This is a genomic window from Pectobacterium peruviense, assembly GCF_002847345.1.
In the GTDB taxonomy this organism is placed as follows: Bacteria; Pseudomonadota; Gammaproteobacteria; order Enterobacterales; family Enterobacteriaceae; genus Pectobacterium; species Pectobacterium peruviense.
In genome coordinates this window covers 105,264-126,931 of record NZ_LXFV01000007.1, presented here as the reverse complement: position 1 = coordinate 126,931, position 21,668 = coordinate 105,264, and the positions used below count along the sequence as shown (strand labels likewise).

Sequence of the window (21,668 nt, the reverse complement as noted above, 5' to 3'; positions counted from 1 at the left end):
GTAGTTGGCCTAATTGCGTCAACTAGTTTTTTCCCGAAAAGTGTCCTCAATGTATCGTTTGTTTGGGTTGTGAACAGTATGGTGAGAAAAACGTCAAAAAGCACGCATTCCCAATCAATTAAGCGCACAAAAACGGGCCATGAAAGGCCCGTTGACTGATGAAATTAAATCGAATTATTTGTAGGCTGATTGGTGTACACCAACCGCGCGGCCTGATGGGTCATCCAGTTTTTTGAAGGATTCATCCCACTCAATCGCTTTAGCCGACGAACAGGCGACTGACGGGCCACCAGGGACACACTCTGCTGCACTCGGAACGGGGAACAGCTCTTCGAAGATTTCACGGTACAGGTAGGCTTCTTTGGAGCCTGGCGTGTTGTACGGGAAGCGGAAGCGTGCAGTTTCCAATTGTTGATCGGTAACCTGATTTGCAGCCACTTCTTTCAGAGTGTCGATCCAGCTGTAGCCCACGCCATCGGAGAACTGTTCTTTCTGACGCCAGGCAACGCTGTGCGGCAGATCAGATTCAAAGCACTCACGCAGGATGTGTTTTTCCATCTTGCCGTTGCCGCACATTTTGTCGCGCGGGTTGATGCGCATGGCGACATCGAGGAAGTTTTTGTCCAGGAATGGCACGCGAGCTTCCACGCCCCAAGCTGACATCGCTTTATTAGCGCGAGCGCAGTCATACTGGTGAAGTGCCAGCAGCTTACGTACGGTTTCTTCATGCAGCTCTTTGGCGTTTGGCGCTTTGTGGAAATAGAGGTAGCCGCCGAATACTTCGTCAGAACCTTCGCCTGACAGCACCATCTTGATGCCCATCGCTTTGATTTTACGCGACATCAGGTACATCGGCGTTGAGGCACGAATCGTGGTGACGTCATAGGTTTCGATGTGATAAATCACGTCGCGAATCGCATCTAGCCCTTCCTGCACGGTGAAATGAATTTCGTGGTGCACGGTACCGAGGTGTTTAGCGACTTCCTGCGCGGCTTTCAAATCTGGCGCACCTTCCAAACCAACGGCGAAAGAGTGCAACTGAGGCCACCAGGCTTCGCTGCGCGCGTCATCTTCTACGCGACGTGCAGCATATTTTTTGGTGATCGCGGAGATAACGGAAGAATCCAGGCCACCAGAGAGCAACACGCCGTAAGGCACGTCAGACATCAGGTGGCTTTTCACCGCTTCTTCCAGTGCATCGTGCAGCGCTACTTTATCCGTTTCGTTGTCTTTTACGGCATCGTAATCAAACCAGTCACGCTGGTAATATTCACGGATTTCACCGTCTTTGCTCCACAGGTAGCTGCCTGCTGGGAATTCTTTGATGGTACGGCAAACTGGCACCAGCGCTTTCATTTCAGAAGCGACGTACAGGTTACCGTGCTCATCGTAGCCCATGTACAGCGGGATAATACCAAGATGGTCACGACCGATCAGGTAGGCGTCTTTTTCGCTGTCATACAGCGCAAAAGCGAACATGCCGCGCAGTTCGTCCAGGAATTCAGGGCCTTTTTCCTGATACAGCGCAAGGATGACCTCGCAGTCGGAGCCAGTTTGAAACGCGTAACGGTCACCGTATTGCTGACGCAATGCCTGATGGTTATAAATTTCACCGTTAACGGCCAGAATGTGGGTGCGCTCGGCGTTGTAAAGCGGCTGTGCGCCCGTGTTGACGTCAACGATAGACAGACGTTCATGAGCCAGAATCGCTTTGTCGCTGGCATAAACGCCGGACCAGTCTGGTCCGCGGTGACGCATTAAACGGGATAATTCCAGTGCTTTCTTACGCAGTTCAACAGGATCGCTTTTCAGATCAAGCACACCAAAAATAGAACACATACATGACTCCCAGTAATTACGAATTCGACCTTAGTGCCATTGATTTAGCATCAAAACGCCATAGGAATTCAATATTATTTAATGAAAAAAGCAATTGGTGTGGTGTTTCGTTAATTTATTGGCTTTTTTGGTGTTGATTCGTCAAATTAATGCAGAGGAAAGGCCGGGTTTTTAGTGATTACATAATCCGGCCAGAAAGGGAATCAGGCGTTTTCGAGCAATTGTTGTAGCAGAACACCGTTTAGCATCGCACGTTTGACCAATGCGAAGGCGCTGATAGCCGAAAGATGGTTGAGGCTGGAGATCTCAATTGGCAGATTATGACGAAATTCTTTCAGTACCTGCGTGTTGATGCAGCGTTGAATCGCAGGAAGCAGCGTTTTTTCTGCTTCGGTAATTTCACCGGCAATCACAACTTTTTGTGGATTGAACAAATTGATCGCGATGGAAAGCGCTTTACCGAGATTGAGTCCAACTTGTTCGATCACATCTCGGGCGAGGTCATCGCCTCGGTTAGCCGCTTTGCAAATTGCTGAAATCGAACTGTTATTCGCAGAAAGCTTGCTGGGATAGCCCTGACGGAGCAGATGCTGTACGCGTTGTTCAATTGCGCCGTTGGCGACGACGGTTTCCAGACAGCCAAAGTTACCGCAATGGCAGCGATCGCCGAGTGGATCGATCTGAATATGACCAATCTCGCCGACGTTGCCGTTACTGCCGAGAAAAATTTGTCCGTTGACGAGAATTCCTGCGCCTGTACCTCGATGCACACGTACCAGAATAGAATCCAGTGAGTCGTGAGTGGCACCAAAATAGTGTTCCGCCAGTGCCAGACTGCGGATGTCGTGACCGACAAAGCTGGTGACATTGAAGTGGCGTTGCAGATTTTCGACCAGTTTCCAGTTATTCACGCTGATATGCGGCATATAGCGGACGATACCTGCAACCGGATCAACCAACCCCGGTAGCACCACAGAGATCGCAATAAGCTCGCGGATACGGCGCTGGTGGCTGGTAATAAAGTCGCTGATAGACTGAAATAGCGTGGCTTCCAGCGACTCCTGTGTTTTCTCTTGCAGCTCGTAGTGCATTTCTTCCAGCGCTTTTCCCTGCAAATCGTACAACGCGATGGTGGCGTCATAACGACCGAGACGTACGGCGATGGTATGGAAAGGGCGGTTTTCGGTGATAATTGAAATAGCGCGTCTGCCGCCAGTTGAAGCCTGCTGATCGACTTCTCTGATGAGCCCGCGTTCCAGAAGCTGGCGGGTTATTTTGGTGACGCTGGCGGGAGCAAGTTGGCTCTGCTCTGCTATTTGAATCCGTGAGATCGGGCCTTGCTGATCAATCAGGCGGTAAACCACCGCGCTGTTTAATTGCTTAACCAGATCGACATTCCCTATCTGCGCCTGTCCGCCTGTGGTCATTAAAAGGTTACTCGCTTCTTTAGGTATAACGCGTTTTTTCGTCAACACGGGGTAAACCTTATCTTGGTTTCCCCCCACGTATTTCCGTTTTACCTCAAGACGCTTTTCGCTTTATCCCCAAACAGGATTGCCGTTAACAAACGTCTTGAGAATGTGATAATCACGATCAAATGCGGTTAGATTGGCCACTTTACCGCTTTCAATACTGCCTAACTGGTGATCGACGCCGATGGCGCGAGCCGGATAGAGCGTTGCCATCCGAATGGCTTCATCCAGCGCGATACCTGCGTGTTCGACGCTGTTACGTACGGCTTCGATCATCGTCAGGGCCGAACCGCTCAGAGTGCCGTGTTCATCGACGCAGAGACCATCACGGTAGTATATGGTTTTACCAGCAAAAATGAACTGGTCAATATCTGCGCCCGCTGGTGCGGTGGCATCGGTCACCAGCACCAGCTTATCGCCCTTGATACGCTTACTGTTGCGAATATTGGCCCAGTCTACGTGACGTCCATCCGCGATAATGCCGCAATAAACTTCCGGAGCATCGTAAATCGCGCCGACGAGCCCAGGTTCGCGGCCAGTCAGATAAGGCATGGCGTTGAACAGGTGGGTGGCGAAGCGAATGCCTGCGGCAAAACCCTGCTTAGCCTGTTCCCAGGTCGCGTTAGAGTGTCCGGCGGAGACGATAATGCCTGCCGCAGTTAACTGGCGGATAACTGCCGGTTCGACTTCTTCCGGTGCCAGCGTGATTTTCGTAATCACCTCTGCGTTGGCACACAGAAAATCGACGAGCGCTTGTGTCGGTTTGCGGATAAAGGCAGGGTCATGTGTGCCTTTTTTTATCACGTTCAGCCACGGGCCTTCGAGGTGCAATCCAAGCGCTTGATGCTTATTCTGCGCCAGCCAGTCTCTCATCACGTTGACGCTGTGTTTCATGAACGCATCGCTGGAGGTAATCAGCGTGGGTAAAAAACTGGTACAGCCCGAACGCTGGTTCGCCTGCTGCATGATCTCCAACGTTTTGACGGAGATCGTGTCCAGCGAGTCGTTAAATTGCACACCGCCGCAGCCGTTCAGTTGGAGATCGATAAACCCCGGAGCGAGAAACGCACCGGCCAGATCGTGTTGTTCAATGTCGGCTGGGAGCTCAGCAAGCGGGCAGACTCGCTCGATCAGCCCATTAGCAATCACGACAGCGTGATTATCCAGAATCTGATGGCCGGTAAAAATCCGGCTATGGGTTAACGCGTACATCATCGACTCCCGCGATCGGTTAGAGGTTCTTCATACTTTCCGTTTCTAACTCACGGAAGTATTTAACGGTTTTTACCTTGAGCTCCATCGTTGACGGTTCGTCGCAGACCATGATGGCTTTGGCATGAAGTTGCAGACAGCTGATAGTCCACATGTGGTTGACGTTGCCTTCTACCGCAGCCTGTAGCGCCTGCGCCTTGTTACGACCGGTCACCAAAATCATCACTTCTTCAGCATCCAGCAGCGTACCGACACCCACAGTCAGGGCAAATTTAGGCACCAGACTGACGTCCCCGCCGAAGAAACGGGAATTTGCGATACGGGTTTCTTCCGTCAACGTTTTGATGCGGGTGCGGGAAGCCAAAGAGGAGGCTGGCTCATTGAAGGCGATATGTCCGTCATTGCCCACGCCGCCCATGAAAAGATGAATTTTCCCGTAGGACTTTATTTTCTCTTCATAGCGGCGACATTCTGCTGTGGTGTCTTCTGCGTTGCCGTTCAACAGGTTAATGTTTTCACGCTGAATATCAACGTGATTGAAGAAATTCTGATGCATGAAGGTATGATAGCTTTCCGAATGATCGGTTGGCAGGCCGACATATTCATCCATATTGAAGGTCACAACGTGTTTGAAGTTCACCAGACCCGCTTTGTGCATGGCGACCAGCGATTTATAGGCTTCCAGTGGTGAACTGCCAGTCGGTAGTCCAAGAATGAAAGGGCGCTCAGCGCTGGGCTTGAAAGCGTTAATTTTCTCAACGATGTGGCGGGCGGCCCATTTTCCGACGTCGGCGGCGGTAGTTAAGGGAATGAGTCTCATCAGCGCTCTCCTGATTTTTTAGTGGAATTAAATACGTTATTGCGTAAATCGCGCCGGTTGCGCGTTTTGTCTATGCATTAAAATTAGTCTACTCCGTTTTTTTTAATCTTGAAATAAGTTGGGGTTTTATTCAGGTATAAACTTTTTGTATGCAGTTTTTTGGTGATTTTTATCACATAATTACGGGGTTTAATTTGTGTAGCGAATTATTTTTCTTACACTCCTCTAAGAACCCTCGCTGGGTCTGTTTTTTCGACAATGACGCTTTTTGACAGTGAAGTTTTTCGGCAGTGAAATTTATTGGCAGGTTTGTTTGCCCCACAACATTTCATTTACCTCGCAAAGGTAAGAGAGGGAAAAGTGAGTACTCTGAGCTATTTACAAAAAGTCGGTCGGGCATTGATGGTGCCTGTCGCGACACTGCCTGCTGCCGCTATCCTGATGGGTATAGGTTACTGGATCGATCCGGTTGGTTGGGGAAGCGAGAACGCATTGGCGGCACTTCTTATTAAATCGGGTGAGGCGATTATCGGGCATATGGCGGTACTGTTTGCGGTCGGTGTCGCTTACGGTATGTCGAAAGATAAAGATGGCGCGGCAGCATTGACCGGTTTTGTCGGTTATCTGGTGCTGACCACGCTGTGTTCACCCGCTGTTGTCGCCATGATTCAGCGGATCCCTGTTGAACAGGTGCCCGCTGCGTTTGGCAAGATTGAAAACCAATTTATCGGAATCCTGGTTGGTGTGATGTCCGCTGAACTGTATAACCGCTTTAGTCAGGTGGAATTGCCTAAAGCGCTGTCGTTCTTCAGCGGGCGGCGTCTGGTGCCGATTCTGGTTTCTTTCCTGATGATTCTGGTGGCGTTCATTTTAATGTACGTCTGGCCGGTGATTTACAATGCGCTGGTATCGTTTGGTGAACACATTCAACAGTTGGGGTCGGCTGGTGCTGGGGTTTATGCCTTCTTTAACCGCTTACTGATTCCTGTTGGGTTACACCACGCGCTGAATTCCGTGTTCTGGTTTGACGTTGCGGGTATCAACGATATCCCTAACTTCCTGGCTGGTCAGCAGTCTATCGATTCAGGCAAAGCAGTGGTAGGGATCACCGGACGTTATCAGGCGGGTTTCTTCCCGATTATGATGTTCGGCCTGCCGGGAGCCGCGTTAGCGATCTACCACTGCGCGCGTCCTGAGAACAAAAGTAAAGTTGCCGGGATTATGCTGGCGGCGGCGTTTGCTTCGTTCTTCACTGGGATCACCGAGCCGCTGGAATTCTCATTCATGTTCGTGGCGCCAGTGATGTATTTCCTGCATGCGTTACTGACAGGGTTTTCCGTCTTTATCGCTGCCAGTATGCATTGGATTGCCGGGTTTGGCTTCAGTGCTGGTCTGGTGGATATGGTGCTGTCCTCGCGTAACCCGCTAGCCACCCAGTGGTACATGCTGATTGCACAAGGGCTGGTATTCTTCGTCATTTATTATGTGGTGTTCCGCTTCACAATTACTCGCTTCAATCTGTTAACACCGGGACGTGAACTGGCCGTGAGCGGTAGCGAATCCGATGGATATGACGTGAGTACTGCATCTGCGGGTGAGAAATCAAGCGATACGGCGACGTTGGCGCGTGGTTATTTGCAGGCGCTGGGCGGCAAAGCCAATCTGATCGGCATCGATGCCTGTATCACGCGTTTGCGTTTGAATGTGGCTGACTCCTCTCTGGTTGATGAGGCGCAGGCGAAACGTCTTGGTGCGGCAGGTGTTATTCGTCTGAATAAGCAGAGCGTGCAGATTGTTGTGGGCACACAGGCTGAATCAATCGCAACCGCGCTGAAAGCGGAACATGATAAAGCGTAATATGACATCGTTACTTGTTTAACGCGGCGTTATGTCGATGAAAGTGATGGGCGAGATAGCAATCTCGCCCTTTTTTTCGTTATGAATAATTAACGGTTGTTTCCCAGCGTAGCTTGTTGGATCATTGTCGGTTATACGTCGTTTTAGCATTGAGGAATGAAGAATGAGTGAGGCTGAAGCCCGCCCGACTAACTTTATCCGTCAGATTATTGATGAAGATCTGGCGTCCGGTAAGCATGACCATATTCAGACGCGTTTCCCGCCAGAGCCGAACGGCTATCTGCATATTGGGCATGCGAAGTCTATTTGCCTGAATTTTGGTATCGCACGTGACTATCAGGGGCAGTGCAATCTGCGTTTTGATGACACCAATCCGGTGAAAGAAGATATCGAATACGTTGAGTCGATCAAACGTGACGTCGAGTGGCTGGGTTTTTCATGGAGCGGCAGCGTTCGTTATTCTTCTGATTATTTCGATCAATTGCACGCTTATGCGGTTGAGCTGATCGGTAAAGGGCTGGCTTACGTTGATGAATTGACGCCCGAACAGATTCGTGAATACCGCGGCACGCTAACGGCGCCGGGTAAAAATAGCCCTTACCGCGATCGTACCGTGCAGGAAAACCTGGCACTGTTTGAAAAGATGCGCAACGGTGGGTTTGCTGAAGGTACAGCTTGTCTGCGTGCAAAAATCGATATGGCATCGTCCTTTATCGTGATGCGCGATCCGGTGTTATATCGCATTAAATTTGCCGATCACCATCAGACGGGCAATAAGTGGTGCATCTACCCGATGTATGATTTCACCCACTGCATTTCCGATGCGCTGGAAGGGATCACGCATTCGCTGTGTACGCTGGAATTCCAGGATAACCGTCGTCTGTACGACTGGGTGCTGGATAACATCACTATTCCTTGTCATCCGCGTCAGTACGAGTTCTCCCGTCTTAACCTTGAATACGCGATTATGTCTAAGCGTAAGCTGAATCAGCTGGTTGTGGAAAATGTCGTTGAAGGATGGGACGATCCGCGTATGCCGACCATTTCGGGTCTGCGTCGTCGTGGCTATAGTGCGTCTTCTATCCGTGAATTCTGTGTGCGCATCGGTGTAACGAAGCAGGATAACAACGTGGAAATGGCCGCGCTTGAATCCTGTATCCGTGATGATCTGAATGAAAATGCCCCGCGTGCGATGGCAGTGCTGGATCCGGTCAAAGTGGTTATCGAGAATCTGCCAGCCGAGCACGAAGAGTTTGTTGCGATGCCTAACCATCCGAATAAGCCAGAAATGGGCTCACGTCAGGTAGCATTCAGCCGTGAAGTTTATATCGATCGTGCTGACTTCCGTGAAGAAGCTAACAAACAGTACAAGCGTCTGGTCTTGGGTAAAGAAGTTCGCTTGCGTAATGCCTATGTGATCAAAGCCGATCGCATTGAAAAAGACGAGCAGGGCACTATCACCACCATTTACTGTAGCTATGATGCGGAAACGCTGAGCAAAGATCCGGCAGATGGTCGTAAAGTGAAGGGCGTCATCCACTGGGTTTCTGCGGCGCATGCGGTGCAAGCGGAATTCCGTTTGTACGATCGCCTATTCAGTGTGGCAAACCCTGCGGCGGCGGATGACTTCCTGTCAACGATTAACCCAGATTCACTGAAAATTACGCAAGGTTTTGTAGAAGCGAGTTTGGCGCAGGCCGAAGTAGAGAAAGCGTATCAGTTTGAACGTGAAGGTTACTTCTGTGCCGATCGCGTTTACTCCAGTGCAGAACACCTGGTGTTTAACCGTACGGTTGGACTACGTGATACCTGGGTAGGCTAAGGCCACCGGTAAGAAGACAAAAATAAAACCGCCTCGGCGGTTTTATTTTTTTATGCAGTCGATTTATCGTGTGGCGTCGTGCAGGGTTTCATCCTCGCGGCAATCCCCTTCACTGCAATGCCCATAGAGATACAAACTGTGGTTGGACAGTTTAATGCCATGTCTTTCTGCGATCTCGCGTTGACGTGCTTCGATAGATTCATCGCGAAATTCAATGACTTTGCCACAGTCGAGGCAAATTAAGTGATCGTGATGATGCTGCTGCGTCAATTCGAAGACGGATTTGCCACCTTCGAAGTTATGACGGGTTACTATGCCCGCATCATCAAACTGGTTGAGTACGCGATAGACGGTAGCAAGACCGATCTCTTCGCCCATATCAATCAGTCTCTTATATAAATCTTCCGCACTGACGTGATGGCAGACAGGATCCTGTAACACTTCCAGTATTTTCAGTCTTGGAAGAGTGACTTTCAGGCCGGCCTTCTTTAATGCGGTATTGTTGTCAGTCATGCGGGTTTAGTCCTGTTGCTTACTTATCAATGGAGGCTGCCTAGCCTATGACATCGGTCGGCTTAAAAAATGTAATCACGTCTCAATTATAGAACCGCGCATACAAAATGAAAACAAGGGAATGTTAACAATATTGTCCCCATTCACACTACTGATATACAACGCAATCCGTTGTTGATGAATGAGGAAATGGTTATGCACGTATAAAACCGATGGGATTATTGTACAGGTTTACTGATAGAAGTTAAAAAAATGTATCAATTATTATGAAAGGTTTTACCTATCAATGCTGTTTTGGCTCTGATAGGGGATATCAGAGCCAAAATGGCTTAGCCAACGAGCTCTTTCAGATTCAGTTCATCACTGATTTGCTTCACCCACGTCGTCACGCGTTCGTTGGTGAGTTCAGGCTGACGGTCTTCATCGATAGCTAAACCAATGAAGTGATTGTCGTCGGCAAGCCCTTTAGAGGCTTCAAAATAATAGCCTTCTGTTGGCCAGTGGCCGACAATCGTCGCGCCGCGAGGTTCAATGATGTCACGAATGGTGCCCATAGCATCACAGAAGTATTCCGCGTAGTCTTCCTGATCGCCGCAACCAAACAGAGCAACCAATTTTCCTGTGAAATCAACTTCTTCCAGTGACGGGAAAAAGTCATCCCAATCACATTGAGCTTCACCGTAATACCAGGTTGGAATACCCAATAGCAGAATATCGAAACCTTCGAGGTCTTCTTTGCTGCTCTTGGCGATGTCATGAACATCCGCAACGCCGCTGCCTAACTGCTGTTGGATCGTTTTGGCAATGTTTTCAGTGTTGCCCGTATCGCTGCCAAAGAATATTCCGATGAGTGCCATGAATTGAATAACCTCTTGATTCCTAATGGTATGGTGTAATATTTCACCCACTTATCCGTTAATAATAACAGACACTCACATCTGGAGAAACTCGTATCGGTAAGGAGGCGTAAATCAAGAGCGGGTGACATGCGGAGGCAAGGAAGGGAAATGAAAACCATCACTGTTAATGTTAAATTCCACAGGGTTAATAAGGTTTATGTTATCGTCTGAGAGTAAACGCACATTTCCTTAATATCGTCGCGGTTATTTATTTATAACAATGTTTCATTTTTTATGAATGTGCTTTTTATTTTTACAACTTGTACCGGTTGTAATTAAAAGCAGGCTTCTTTTTGTGAAAAATAAAAGTCACGGAACGGAACGTTACTATTCAGGAGAATTAAAATACATACAAAGGATAATGTTTTTTAGCGAATTGAAAACCTGTAACATTTTGCGGGAATATTCCTAATGAAAGGAAATAAGAATTATAACCATTTGCAGCTGAAACGATGCAATGCTGTGGTGATGATTTTATTCTTTTGATGTTAAAGAATAAAATTAAAACTCACCTCTCATTGCCTTGCTGCGAGAAGGTATATCCTTGCCAGCAGGTCTGTGGCGAGTATGGATGATGCTCTTACTTGCAACCCTCTGATTAAAATCCTTATATCTATAAAATAGGTGGGTTTATTCTCAATGTGAAAAATTATATTAATAAATATAGCGATAACGCTAAATATTCTCTGTATTTAGCCGATGAGTTAGCGTGGTTTTTGAGTTTTCAACTCGGTGAAATTTGAACGCTAGGGAGAAGTGACCTGTTTCATGGTGTGAATTTTCTGATTCATATCGGTTGATTAGCGATAAAAATCTTTTTAACCATTTTCCTGATTTGGAGTGAGCTATGAGACTTATAAAAAATATTGCCATCAGAACCGCTATGCTATGGGTGCTGGGCATTTTTTGCGTTCTTTGGGGCGGCGTATCGATATATACCATGTTCTCTTTTAAAGAGATGACGGCGACCTCGAAGACCAGCACCTTGCTGGTTCAGAACATGAATTTTATCAACCAGGGCAACGATCAATACTTCCGTATGGTAACCCGTCTGGCGCGCGCTGTTGACGCTCGTCGTAGTGGCGATAACGCAACCGCAGATAAAGAGCAGGCATCGGCGTTAGTTGCACTGGATAAACTGAAGTCTGATCTGGTGGCGTTTAATGCTATCGATCATGCGAGTCTGGACGATGCGCTGGTACAGGCTGTCAGCCGTGACTGGAATAATCTGGTTGTTCAAGGCGTTGAGCCGCTTTACCAAAAGGCCGCAGCCAACGCGCTGGATGACTACCAAAATCAGGCCAAGAACGTTGTGCCGCCATTGAGTCGCCAGTTTGGCGCATCTCTATCCGCGTTCAGTAACGCCAGCGCAGAGAAATTCGATGCGGCGGGTGTGCGTTTTGAACAAATTACCACGATTGGGCAGAACATTTTGCTGAGCGGGTTGTTTATCGGCCTTATCATGCTGTTCCTGACCGACCGTTATCTGGTGGTGTGTCTGGTTCGTCCGTTAAATGACCTGCGCTATCACTTTGGCGTGATTGCATCTGGTCATCTGGGTAAGCCAATTCTGGACTTTGGTAATAACTGTGTTGGTCGCCTTTTCCCATTGCTGCGTGAAATGCAGGGAAGCCTGGCCAGTACTGTTAGTACCATCAGAAACAGCACGGACTCTATCTATCAGGGCGCTTCTGAGATTGCCGCAGGCAATAACGATCTGTCTTCACGTACCGAAGAGCAGGCTTCCGCACTGGAAGAAACCGCAGCCAGCATGGAGCAACTGACGGCAACGGTGAAACAGAACGCCGAAAACGCCAACCACGCCAGCCAACTGGCATTACAAGCCTCGACAACGGCGAAGAAGGGCGGTGAGATTGTTGAGAACGTGGTGAAAACCATGGCGGAAATATCCGGTAGCTCAAGAAAAATCGCAGAAATCACCACCGTGATTAACGGTATTGCTTTCCAGACCAACATTCTGGCACTGAACGCAGCGGTAGAAGCGGCGCGTGCGGGTGAACAGGGACGTGGGTTTGCCGTGGTAGCAGGAGAAGTTCGTAGTCTGGCGCAGCGCAGTGCGCAGGCAGCGAAAGAGATTGAAGGGCTGATTTCTGAATCGGTTCGCTGTGTGGATACCGGCTCCAATCTGGTTAGCGATGCTGGTGACACCATGCAGGATATCGTTCGTGCAGTTACCAACGTGACGGATATCATGGGTGAAATCGCCTCTGCCTCGGAAGAGCAGAGCAAAGGTATAGCGCAGGTTGGTCAGGCCGTGGCGGAAATGGACAGCGTAACGCAGCAAAACGCCGCGTTGGTTGAACAGGCTTCTTCGGCAGCCTTGTCGCTGGAAGAACAGGCGGCGTTGTTGAACCAGACCGTGTCGCTGTTCCAACTGTCCGATTCGCAGTCAGCGCTGCAAGTGGCTGCAAAACCGGTGCAGAAAGCGCAGGCGATTGCGCCGCGCGCAAGCAAAGCGCTACCGGCCAGTAGCGACAACTGGGAAAAATTCTAGCTGTCGCTTTAATCCAGGATGGTATTTTTAGTCTTGGGTTAACGTTCAGGCGGCGTCAGAAATGGCGCCGCACAAGATGTGAATACTGCATTATGTGAATCGCGTGTTACGTCAATCAGGACTGCTGTTCGGCCAATTGTGCCAACAGCATCTCTTCAATCAATTCACTGCGGCTAATGTTCCGCTCTTCAGCAAGGCTGTTCAGGATATCGACGGCATCGCTGTTAATTTTTAATTCAACACGGCGCAAGCCACGAACTTTATCGCGACGTAGTTGATTACGCTTGTTAATTCTTAGTTGTTCGTCACGAGTGAGCGGGTTGGTCTTGGGGCGGCCCGGACGACGCTCATCTGCGAACAGATCCAGTGTGGTACGATCCGTTTGTTCTTTTGCCATAAGTAATGATACTGCAAGGTATTCGGACCAAAATACACCGCGCTGCCTGTCTTGTTCACAAATAAAACCGATGCCTATTCTTATCCTGCAACAGGATTGTCAGGTTGCGGTTTGCCTATATGTGGAACATGCCGGGAAGTGATGCGTGCATTTTGATGAAGTGGTTACAATGCTTGTGGCTGAATCAGCCGTCCCTCTACTGCGAGCGCCATCATACCCTAGCCACACTGGCGGCGACAACGGTTAACTGCCGTCGTCGCCATGAATCCGCCAGTGTGCGTACCGTCTGGTTAATTCGCGTCCAGAAAACGGTGGATAGCACGCAAAACCGCATCGGGTTTTTCTGAGTGAACCCAGTGGCCAGCGCCGCTGATGACATGCGCACGCGCGGTTGGGAATTGGCGCAGCAGTGAATCACGGTAGCGATCGTCCAAATAAGGGGAATCACCGCCACGAATGAACAGAATTGGCCCTTGCCAGACCGGAACCTCTTGCCAGCCCACGATGTTTTCGTACTCATCCCACAACACCGGCACATTAAAACGCCACTCTCCCTGCTGGAAGGATTTCAGCAAAAACTGAATCACCCCTTCTTCTTTTATATGCTGGCGCATGAGTGCTGTCGCTTCGGTACGTGATGTCAGACCGGCTTCCGTTACGGCGCGTAGCGCAGCGAAAATAGTGTCGTGGCGGCGCACCTGATAATCCACTGGTGCGATATCAATCGCGACTAGCTTGTCCAGCCGTTCGGGAATCAGTGCGCTGAGCGCCATGGCCACTTTTCCGCCCATCGAATGGCCAATAACAATAGCGCGTTCGATGTTCAGCTCGTCCAGCAGCGCCAGCACGTCCTGTGCCATCGCAGGATAGTTCATCTGTGGTGAACGCGGCGACAAACCGTGATTGCGTAAATCGATTTGCAGAATGTCATGCGTGTTTTGCAAATCCCGACCCAATACGCCAAGGTTATCTAATGTGCCAAACAGGCCATGAATCAGGACAACAGGGAGTTTATCTGTGGGCTGGTGCGCATTTTGCCAGCGATGATTCAATTTCATGGTGAAGTTCATTCAGAGAGACATGGGCTTAGGGTATCATGACTTTAGAATCGACGTTGTCACTGAAGGAACAGCATAGCTACTCGAAGGAATGTGAAAGGCATTGGGGCATAGTCCGACTTTTGGTATTGTCCCATTATGCCGCTGTTCGATAATGTTTGAACGCCTGTATAATCCTTTTGATTTGAGTCATCTACCCACCGATGTCGGGTTGCAGGAGGGAAACGCCTCTGTAATTTGCATGATAATGGGTAAAAACAGCACTGGATAAAGATGAAAACTATTGAAGTCGACGAAGAGCTTTATCGTTATATTGCCAGCCATACACAGCATATTGGTGAGAGCGCATCGGATATTTTACGGCGCATGCTGAAATTTACTGCTGGGCAGCCTATCGCAGCGCCAGCAGTAGAGGCGACGGCAACGGTGATATCTCAGCCTGCCGCTGCGCCAAGCCCGCGCGATCGGGTACGAACCCTTCGTGAGCTGCTGCTGTCGGATGAATACGCTGAACAGAATAAGGCTATCAATCGCTTTATGCTGGTTCTGTGCACACTGTATACCTTGTCGCCACAGGAATTTGCTGCCGCGACGGAATCGCTTCATGGCCGCACACGAGTCTACTTCGCGGGCGACCAACAGACATTGCTTCAGCATGGCACACACACAAAGCCTAAACATATTCCGGGCACGCCATACTGGGTGATTACCAACACGAATACTGGCCGTAAACGTAGCATGGTTGAGCACATCATGACGACGATGCAGTTACCTGCGGAACTGACAGAAAAAGTGTGTGGAACCATCTAATCATCTATCTATGCCCTAAATAATTCGAGTTGCGCGAAGTCAACGCACGGATTAAGGGGATAACATTAACCACTTATCTAACAACACTAACTACAGCGTTAGGGAGAAGCGCCAATGGCTAATCACCCAAGGGCCGGACAGCCTGCCCAGCAGAGCGATTTGATTAATGTGGCACAGTTAACGTCACAATATTATGTGCTGCGCCCGGAAGTCGGCAACACAGCGCACGCGGTGAAATTCGGTACGTCGGGCCATCGTGGTAGCGCGGGACGTCATAGCTTTAATGAACCGCACATTCTGGCGATTGCACAGGCGATTGCAGAAGAGCGTAAAAAGCAGGGCATCAGTGGCCCGTGTTATGTCGGTAAAGATACTCATGCGCTCTCCGAGCCTGCATTTATTTCTGTGCTGGAAGTGTTGGCTGCCAACGGTGTGGATGTCATCGTTCAGTTGGATAATGGTTTTACCCCAACGCCTGCGGTGTCTAACGCGATTCTGGTTCACAATCGTCAGGGCGGTGCGCTGGCGGACGGCATTGTGATTACGCCGTCCCATAACCCGCCGGAAGATGGCGGCATTAAATATAATCCACCGAACGGCGGCCCTGCGGACACCAACCTCACCAGCGTGATTGAGACGCGGGCGAATGCGTTGCTGGCAGATGAACTGCGTGACGTGAAACGCATTACGCTGGATCAAGCGTTGCAAAGCGGGCATGTCCACGAGCAGGATCTGGTTCAGGCCTATGTGGAAGGTCTGGCTAGCGTGGTAGACATGGCGGCGATTCAGCGCGCCGGTCTGAAGCTGGGTGTCGACCCGCTGGGTGGTTCCGGTATTGCTTACTGGCAGCGCATTGCAGAGCACTACAAACTGGATCTGACGCTGGTTAACGATGCTGTCGATCAGACATTCCGCTTTATGTCGCTGGATCATGACGGCGTGATCCGTATGGATTGCTCGTCAGAATTCGCCATGGCTGGGCTGCTAGCGCTGCGTGATAAATTTGATCTGGCGTTTGCCAACGATCCTGACTATGACCGTCATGGTATTGTCACCCCGGCAGGGCTGATGAACCCGAACCATTATCTGGCGGTGGCGATCAACTATCTGTTCCAGCATCGTCCACAGTGGGGACAATCTGTTGCCGTCGGCAAAACGCTGGTATCCAGTGCGATGATCGATCGCGTGGTGGCAGATTTGGGCCGCAAGCTGGTGGAAGTACCGGTTGGCTTCAAATGGTTCGTTGACGGTCTGTATGACGGCAGCTTTGGCTTCGGCGGTGAAGAAAGCGCGGGAGCTTCTTTCCTGCGCTTTGACGGTACGCCGTGGTCGACGGATAAAGACGGGATCATCATGTGTTTGCTGGCAGCAGAAATTACTGCCGTGACGGGTAAAAACCCGCAGCACCATTATGATGAGCTGGCACAACGCTTTGGTGCGCCGAGCTACAACCGTATTCAGGCTTCTGCAACGCATGCACAAAAAGCCGCGCTGTCTAAACTGTCGCCTGAGCAGGTATCAGCCAGCACGCTGGCAGGCGATCCGATTACTGCTCGCCTGACCGCTGCGCCGGGCAACGGGGCATCGATTGGTGGCCTGAAAGTGATGACGGAGAACGGCTGGTTTGCTGCGCGTCCTTCCGGTACGGAAGAAGCCTACAAGATCTACTGTGAGAGCTTCCTCGGGGTCGAACACCGTGAGCGCATCGAGAAAGAAGCGGTAGAGATTGTTAGTGCGGTGCTGGCAAGCGCCAAATAAGTGAAAAAGGCGCTGCTTGCAGCGCCTTTTTTAATCTCGTACAACCAGAAAATGCAGAACGCCTTTATCCTAACGCGACAAGTAACGCTCCCACCGAAATGAGCGCAACGCCGGCTCCCGCCACCAGTGAAATTTTTTCTCCCAGCAGGATGACCGCCAACACGACGGCAAATACCACGCTGAGCTTATCGATTGGTGCGACCTGTGCGACGTTACCGGTCTTCAACGCAACAAAGTAAAACAGCCACGACAAGGCACCCGCGACGCCACTGAGCACAATGAACAACAGCGCTTTCTTATTGGCAATAATCTCGCCGACTAGCACCAGCTTACCTTGTGCGACCACCACTCCCACCAGAAAAAGTGCCATGATGACGGCACGAATTGCGGTCGCCGTATTAGCGTCCAAATTTTGCAAACCGATCTTGCCAAATATCGCGACCATCGCGGCGCATACCGCAGACAGCAAGGCGTAAATCAACCAACTACTCATGACGATGTATTCCTGAAGAAATGACGGGCACGTACCGCGGGAGAGATTCTCCATGGGCGTCGCCTGATACAGAAAGATGATTTTACGGCATAAATCGATAACCGATAGCGGTTTCAGTCAATAGATGGCGCGGTCTGGCGGGGTCGCTTTCCAGCTTCTGGCGCAGATGCCCCATATAAATACGCAGATAGTGGCTGTGCTCGACGGCGTTTGGCCCCCAGACCTGCGTTAGGAGCTGGCGCTGCGTCAGTACTTTGCCTGGGCTAGCGAGTAAGGTTGCCAGCAGGCGAAATTCGATGGGCGTCAGGTGCAATTCCTGACCATCGCGATTTACCTGTCGGTTAAGTAAATCGACGGTGATCGTACCGAAACTTACCAGCGGCGTTTCCTGCTGAGTATGGCTGTGGCGACGCAGCGCGACGCGCAATCGTGCCAGTAACTCACCGATGCCAAACGGTTTGGTTAGGTAATCATCGGCACCTGCGTCCAACGCGTCTATTTTATCCTGCTCATCAGTACGGGCAGACAGCACAATCACGGGCAGGCTGCTCCATTGGCGTAAATCACGGATGTAGTCGATACCGTTGCCGTCCGGCAGGCCTAAATCGAGAATAATCAGATCGGGTTTGCGGGTGGCCGCTTCTAACAGGCCGCGCTGCATCGTTTCTGCGTCAAACACGCGGCAGCCTTCGCCTTCCAGCGCCTGACGTACAAAACGACGGATCTCTTTTTCATCTTCAACGATCAGAATAGTGGCCTGCAATGGATTCAGTGCTCCTCAATATCTTCCGGTTCGAGATCTGGTGGTGCCGACAAGGGTAGGGTGAAATGGAAGGCTGCACCGCCACTTTCCGCATTCGTTGCCCAGATACGGCCGCCATGAATTTCCACAATTGCCCGGCAGATGGCTAGCCCCAGCCCGACACCGGGAATCGATGACTCCTTGTGGCCGCGGGAGAATTTATCAAAAATCATACTTTCCTGTCCGTGCTCAATCCCGGGGCCATTGTCCTGCACGATGATTTCCAGTTCGTTTTCCTGCGTATCGGTTTGCGTGGCGGTACTTATTGAAATAACGCTTGCTGAAATAGCGATCGTGGTCTGCTCTCCGGCGTACTTCAGCGCATTCTCCAACAGGTTAATGAACACGCGTTCCACTAAGCTGGCATCACAATAAACCAGAACCATCTCATCAGGTAGATTAACCTGAATGGTGTTTTTCGCCAGTGCGGTTTCCAGCTGTTGCAGGGCACTACCGATTAACTCCTCCGGCGTTTGCCACTCTTTGCGCAGGTTAAAACCATCCGACTGAATGCGCGCCATATCGAGCAGGTTATTCACCAGCCGCGTGGTGTTCAAAATGTGTTGGCGGATCTGGTTAGCCTGCTGGGCATAAGGCGAGTCTTCGCTCGCCAGATTCAGCGTCAGAATTTCAGCCTGACCAAAAAGTACGGTGAGCGGAGTGCGTAGATCGTGCGAAAGTGCGGCAAGCAGCGAGTTACGCAATTGCTCACGTTCGGCATCCAGTCGGGCATTTTCCGTACTCTGCATCAGATGCAGACGTTCCAGCGCATTGGCGATCAGCACGGTAAAGGTTTCCAACAGGCGCTGCTGCTCGGGAATCATCAACTGCCGTGCGTTATTGGGTTCTATCGCCAGCACACCGAAGATTTGCTGCGTGGTGGCAAGCGGCAGAATTTGATACGACACACCGGGCAGGGTGGATGTCCCCGCTCCGGCAGGCGCGCGATGGTCGAAACTCCAGCGAGCGATAGCATTATCGACAATCAGTTGCTGATTATCCCGTGCAGGTTGCGGCAAGTCGGGGGAGGTGTGATGCAGGCTATCGGCCAGCAGAACCGCGATCTTTGCCTGAAACGTGGTGCTGAGAAAATGCTGGCTGGCTTCGACGATATCGGCGCTGGACAGGCTACGGTTCAGCGCTTTGGACATCTCATACAGATGACGGACGCGCTGCTCGCGATAACGAGCGACTCTAGCCTGATAGCGCACGCCTGCCGTCAGGTTACCGACCAGCAGACCGACGCCGAGCATCACGGCAAAGGTCACCAGATATTGGGCATCGGATACGGCAAATGTGCCGCGTGGCAGAATAAAGAAGAGATCGAAACTGGCGACGTTGATGACAGCAGCGAATACCGACGGCCAGCGGCCAAAGAAAAGTGCGACAACCACGACGGCCAGCAGATAGATCATCACCAGATTGACCGGCTCCAGCATGGCAAACGGCGACCATGAGGCGAGCAGAGTGATAAAGGCACACAGTAGCGTTGCCAACCCGCAGCCGAATAACTGCATGCGCCATTTTTCTACCAGCCCGCGCGCATCGGGCGTTTTAATCGGTGTGGCAGACACATTGTCCTGCACGGCGACCACAACCAGATCGAGATCTGGCCCCAGTCTGCCGAGTCGTTCGGCAAAACGCGTGCGCCACCACCAGCCGAAACGCTGCTCCACATGGCGACCAATGACGATTTTTCCGAGGTTATGTTCACGCGCGTAGCGCAGGACGGCAAGCTCTTCATCGGGTTCGGACAGCGTAACGGTTTCGGCTCCGAGATCCTGCGCCAGTTTTAATGCACGTAAAATGGCACGTCGCTGCGGTTCGGGTAAGCGATGCAGGCGCGGCGTTTCGACATAAACGGCGTGCCAGGCGCTGCCTAAGCGCGCCGCTAACCGTGCTGCTGTACGCACTAGTTTTTCATTGCCCGTGCCGTGGCCGATGCATAACAGAATAGCGTCGCGGGTATGCCAGACCTGCTCGCGACCTTGTCCGGCACGCATAGCGCGCATTTGATCGTCAACCCGATCGGCCATGCGCCGTAGTGCCAGCTCGCGGAGGGCGATCAAATTGCCTTTACGGAAAAAATTCTCGACGGCACGTTCGGCCTGAAGCGGCAAATACACTTTGCCTTCATTCAAACGCTGCCGCAGGTCGTCTGGCGGCAGATCCACCAAAATGACTTCGCTAGCCTGATCGAAGATCGGATCTGGCACCGTTTCCCGCACCCTGATCCCCGTGACGCCACCAACCACGTCATTCAGGCTTTCCAGATGCTGAACGTTCACCGTGGTAAAGACGTCGATACCAGCATCGAGCAGTTCCTGCACATCCTGCCAGCGCTTGGGGTGGCGCGAACCGTTGACGTTGCTGTGCGCCAGTTCATCGATCAGAATCAGTGCCGGACAGCGTGCTAGCGCGGCATCCAGATCGAATTCGACAGTATGGCGACCGTGATGACGAAGATGTTTGAGCGGCAGTTGCGGCAACTTATCCAGCAGCGCGGCGGTTTCGCTACGTCCGTGGGTTTCGACCACGCCAACAAGAATATCCAATCCCTGCGCCCGTAGCCGTTGCGCTTCCTGCAACATGGCATAGGTTTTCCCTACGCCCGCGCAGGCGCCAAAGAAGATTTTCAGCTTCCCACGCGGTGGCGCACCAACCTGTGCCAGCAGGCTATCGGGATCTGGGCGGCGATCTTCACCGTCAATCATGATCTATCCCTTATTGGAGCGGCCTGAACAGATGTCAGGCCGCAGCAAAGACGGCGGGGAGTCTGGCTCCCCGTATAATAATTAATAGTAACGCACTGTCGATTATGGCAGCGGTTTTTCCTTATCCAGCGCTAAATTCAGCAACAGAACATTGACCGCTGGCTGCCCGATGAAGGCGGGCTTGCTGGTCTCAGTAAAGCGATCGATCAATTGCTGTACTTGCTGGAGCGACATCCCTCTGGCCTGCGCGATGTAGAGCGCCTGATAGCGTGCCGCCTCCGGAGAAATCTGCGGATCCAGCCCGCTGCCGGATGCCGTCAACAGCTCAACTGGAACCGGCTGCTGATTGCCGATGGCCTGATGCCAGTAAGTGGCGCGTTCACCAATCTGTTTATCCAACGCCGGATTGCTGGCGGCCAAGTTGCTACCGCCGGACGCCAGCGAGTTATAAGGTGCATCTGACGTCGCGGAAGGACGCCCCTGAAAATAGCCAGCCTGACTGAATGACTGCCCGATCAGAGATGAACCGACGACGGCATTGTCACGATAAATCAGCGAGCCGTTTGCCTGTGTCGGGAACAGCCACTGTGCCAGCACGGTCGTCAGCAGCGGGTACGCCAGACCGGTAACCAGCAGTAATAACAAGAATAAAAACAAAGAAGAACGTAAATAGCGCATAGCGTATAC

Annotated in this window: 17 protein-coding genes; 5 read left to right on the top strand and 12 right to left on the bottom strand. The window is 51.1% G+C overall.

Annotation, left to right across the window (positions count from 1 at the left end; all coding sequences use genetic code 11):
• Nucleotides 1-174: 174 nt before the first annotated feature.
• The 4 genes from asnB to nagB all read right to left on the bottom strand — a co-directional run bounded on the left by asnB (nt 175) and on the right by nagB (nt 5,343).
• Nucleotides 175-1,839: an asparagine synthase B gene (gene asnB, locus A0G03_RS07595; protein ID WP_048259291.1), complete on the bottom strand. Its 1,665-nt coding sequence runs from the start codon at nt 1,837-1,839 to the stop codon at nt 175-177.
• Nucleotides 1,840-2,042: 203 nt separating this feature from the next.
• Nucleotides 2,043-3,266: a DNA-binding transcriptional regulator NagC gene (nagC, locus tag A0G03_RS07590; protein WP_048259454.1), complete on the bottom strand. Its 1,224-nt coding sequence runs from the start codon at nt 3,264-3,266 to the stop codon at nt 2,043-2,045.
• A 111-nt stretch (nt 3,267-3,377) separates the two neighbouring features.
• Complete coding sequence (gene nagA / locus A0G03_RS07585) at nt 3,378-4,523, bottom strand: N-acetylglucosamine-6-phosphate deacetylase (RefSeq protein WP_048259292.1); 1,146 nt, start codon at nt 4,521-4,523, stop codon at nt 3,378-3,380.
• A gap of 19 nt (nt 4,524-4,542) precedes the next feature.
• Nucleotides 4,543-5,343 carry a glucosamine-6-phosphate deaminase gene (nagB, locus tag A0G03_RS07580; protein WP_048259293.1) on the bottom strand — a complete coding sequence of 267 codons (801 nt, stop codon included), beginning with the start codon at nt 5,341-5,343 and terminating at the stop codon, nt 4,543-4,545.
• 360 nt (nt 5,344-5,703) lie between these two features.
• Here nagB and nagE point away from each other — a divergent pair, with 360 nt between their 5' ends.
• A complete protein-coding gene (nagE, locus tag A0G03_RS07575) occupies nt 5,704-7,200 on the top strand; it encodes an N-acetylglucosamine-specific PTS transporter subunit IIBC (protein ID WP_048259294.1) in 1,497 nt (498 codons plus the stop codon).
• A 163-nt stretch (nt 7,201-7,363) separates the two neighbouring features.
• Nucleotides 7,364-9,022, top strand: coding sequence for a glutamine--tRNA ligase (gene glnS, locus A0G03_RS07570; protein ID WP_048259295.1), 1,659 nt, complete (start codon nt 7,364-7,366; stop codon nt 9,020-9,022).
• Nucleotides 9,023-9,085: 63 nt separating this feature from the next.
• Here the strand turns inward: glnS and fur are convergent, their stop codons facing one another.
• Both fur and fldA read right to left on the bottom strand, forming a co-directional pair.
• Complete coding sequence (gene fur / locus A0G03_RS07565) at nt 9,086-9,535, bottom strand: ferric iron uptake transcriptional regulator (protein ID WP_048259296.1); 450 nt, start codon at nt 9,533-9,535, stop codon at nt 9,086-9,088.
• Between the two features lie 329 nt (nt 9,536-9,864).
• A complete protein-coding gene (fldA, locus tag A0G03_RS07560) occupies nt 9,865-10,392 on the bottom strand; it encodes a flavodoxin FldA (protein WP_048259297.1) in 528 nt (175 codons plus the stop codon).
• 889 nt (nt 10,393-11,281) lie between these two features.
• Between fldA and A0G03_RS07555 the strand changes: the two genes are divergently transcribed.
• Nucleotides 11,282-12,949: a methyl-accepting chemotaxis protein gene (locus A0G03_RS07555; RefSeq protein WP_048259298.1), complete on the top strand. Its 1,668-nt coding sequence runs from the start codon at nt 11,282-11,284 to the stop codon at nt 12,947-12,949.
• A gap of 115 nt (nt 12,950-13,064) precedes the next feature.
• Here the strand turns inward: A0G03_RS07555 and ybfE are convergent, their stop codons facing one another.
• Both ybfE and ybfF read right to left on the bottom strand, forming a co-directional pair.
• The gene (gene ybfE, locus A0G03_RS07550) at nt 13,065-13,346 is read right to left on the bottom strand and encodes a LexA regulated protein (protein WP_010285457.1); all 282 of its coding nucleotides are present in this window, start codon (nt 13,344-13,346) and stop codon (nt 13,065-13,067) included.
• A gap of 290 nt (nt 13,347-13,636) precedes the next feature.
• The gene (gene ybfF / locus A0G03_RS07545; RefSeq protein ID WP_048259299.1) at nt 13,637-14,404 is read right to left on the bottom strand and encodes an esterase; all 768 of its coding nucleotides are present in this window, start codon (nt 14,402-14,404) and stop codon (nt 13,637-13,639) included.
• A gap of 273 nt (nt 14,405-14,677) precedes the next feature.
• On the opposite strand from ybfF, the gene seqA reads away from it, so the two are divergent.
• Together seqA and pgm are read left to right on the top strand one after the other, a co-directional pair.
• Nucleotides 14,678-15,214 carry a replication initiation negative regulator SeqA gene (gene seqA, locus A0G03_RS07540; protein WP_048259300.1) on the top strand — a complete coding sequence of 179 codons (537 nt, stop codon included), beginning with the start codon at nt 14,678-14,680 and terminating at the stop codon, nt 15,212-15,214.
• Between the two features lie 114 nt (nt 15,215-15,328).
• Nucleotides 15,329-16,972 carry a phosphoglucomutase (alpha-D-glucose-1,6-bisphosphate-dependent) gene (gene pgm, locus A0G03_RS07535; protein ID WP_048259301.1) on the top strand — a complete coding sequence of 548 codons (1,644 nt, stop codon included), beginning with the start codon at nt 15,329-15,331 and terminating at the stop codon, nt 16,970-16,972.
• A 64-nt stretch (nt 16,973-17,036) separates the two neighbouring features.
• Here pgm and A0G03_RS07530 read toward each other — a convergent pair whose 3' ends face one another.
• From A0G03_RS07530 to kdpC, 4 genes are all read right to left on the bottom strand, one after another.
• On the bottom strand, nt 17,037-17,465 hold the full coding sequence (locus A0G03_RS07530; RefSeq protein WP_048259302.1) for an EamA family transporter: 429 nt from the start codon (nt 17,463-17,465) through the stop codon (nt 17,037-17,039).
• Between the two features lie 82 nt (nt 17,466-17,547).
• Complete coding sequence (gene kdpE / locus A0G03_RS07525; protein ID WP_048259303.1) at nt 17,548-18,228, bottom strand: two-component system response regulator KdpE; 681 nt, start codon at nt 18,226-18,228, stop codon at nt 17,548-17,550.
• Between the two features lie 5 nt (nt 18,229-18,233).
• Nucleotides 18,234-20,981: a two-component system sensor histidine kinase KdpD gene (kdpD, locus tag A0G03_RS07520; protein WP_048259304.1), complete on the bottom strand. Its 2,748-nt coding sequence runs from the start codon at nt 20,979-20,981 to the stop codon at nt 18,234-18,236.
• Nucleotides 20,982-21,083: 102 nt separating this feature from the next.
• Nucleotides 21,084-21,659, bottom strand: a complete 576-nt coding sequence (gene kdpC / locus A0G03_RS07515; protein ID WP_048259305.1) for a potassium-transporting ATPase subunit KdpC — start codon at nt 21,657-21,659, stop codon at nt 21,084-21,086.
• Between the last annotated feature and the right edge of the window lie 9 nt (nt 21,660-21,668).

Excerpts from the sequence above, each read along its gene's own strand:
- asnB (WP_048259291.1), bottom strand. The coding sequence starts at position 1,839 with ATGTGTTCTATTTTTGGTGTGCTTGATCTGAAAAGCGATCCTGTTGAA.
- nagC (WP_048259454.1), bottom strand. The coding sequence starts at position 3,266 with ATGACCACAGGCGGACAGGCGCAGATAGGGAATGTCGATCTGGTTAAG.
- nagA (WP_048259292.1), bottom strand. The coding sequence starts at position 4,523 with ATGTACGCGTTAACCCATAGCCGGATTTTTACCGGCCATCAGATTCTG.
- nagB (WP_048259293.1), bottom strand. The coding sequence starts at position 5,343 with ATGAGACTCATTCCCTTAACTACCGCCGCCGACGTCGGAAAATGGGCC.
- glnS (WP_048259295.1), top strand. The coding sequence starts at position 7,364 with ATGAGTGAGGCTGAAGCCCGCCCGACTAACTTTATCCGTCAGATTATT.
- fur (WP_048259296.1), bottom strand. The coding sequence starts at position 9,535 with ATGACTGACAACAATACCGCATTAAAGAAGGCCGGCCTGAAAGTCACT.
- fldA (WP_048259297.1), bottom strand. The coding sequence starts at position 10,392 with ATGGCACTCATCGGAATATTCTTTGGCAGCGATACGGGCAACACTGAA.
- A0G03_RS07555 (WP_048259298.1), top strand. The coding sequence starts at position 11,282 with ATGAGACTTATAAAAAATATTGCCATCAGAACCGCTATGCTATGGGTG.
- ybfE (WP_010285457.1), bottom strand. The coding sequence starts at position 13,346 with ATGGCAAAAGAACAAACGGATCGTACCACACTGGATCTGTTCGCAGAT.
- ybfF (WP_048259299.1), bottom strand. The coding sequence starts at position 14,404 with ATGAAATTGAATCATCGCTGGCAAAATGCGCACCAGCCCACAGATAAA.
- seqA (WP_048259300.1), top strand. The coding sequence starts at position 14,678 with ATGAAAACTATTGAAGTCGACGAAGAGCTTTATCGTTATATTGCCAGC.
- pgm (WP_048259301.1), top strand. The coding sequence starts at position 15,329 with ATGGCTAATCACCCAAGGGCCGGACAGCCTGCCCAGCAGAGCGATTTG.
- A0G03_RS07530 (WP_048259302.1), bottom strand. The coding sequence starts at position 17,465 with ATGAGTAGTTGGTTGATTTACGCCTTGCTGTCTGCGGTATGCGCCGCG.
- kdpD (WP_048259304.1), bottom strand. The coding sequence starts at position 20,981 with ATGATTGACGGTGAAGATCGCCGCCCAGATCCCGATAGCCTGCTGGCA.
- kdpC (WP_048259305.1), bottom strand. The coding sequence starts at position 21,659 with ATGCGCTATTTACGTTCTTCTTTGTTTTTATTCTTGTTATTACTGCTG.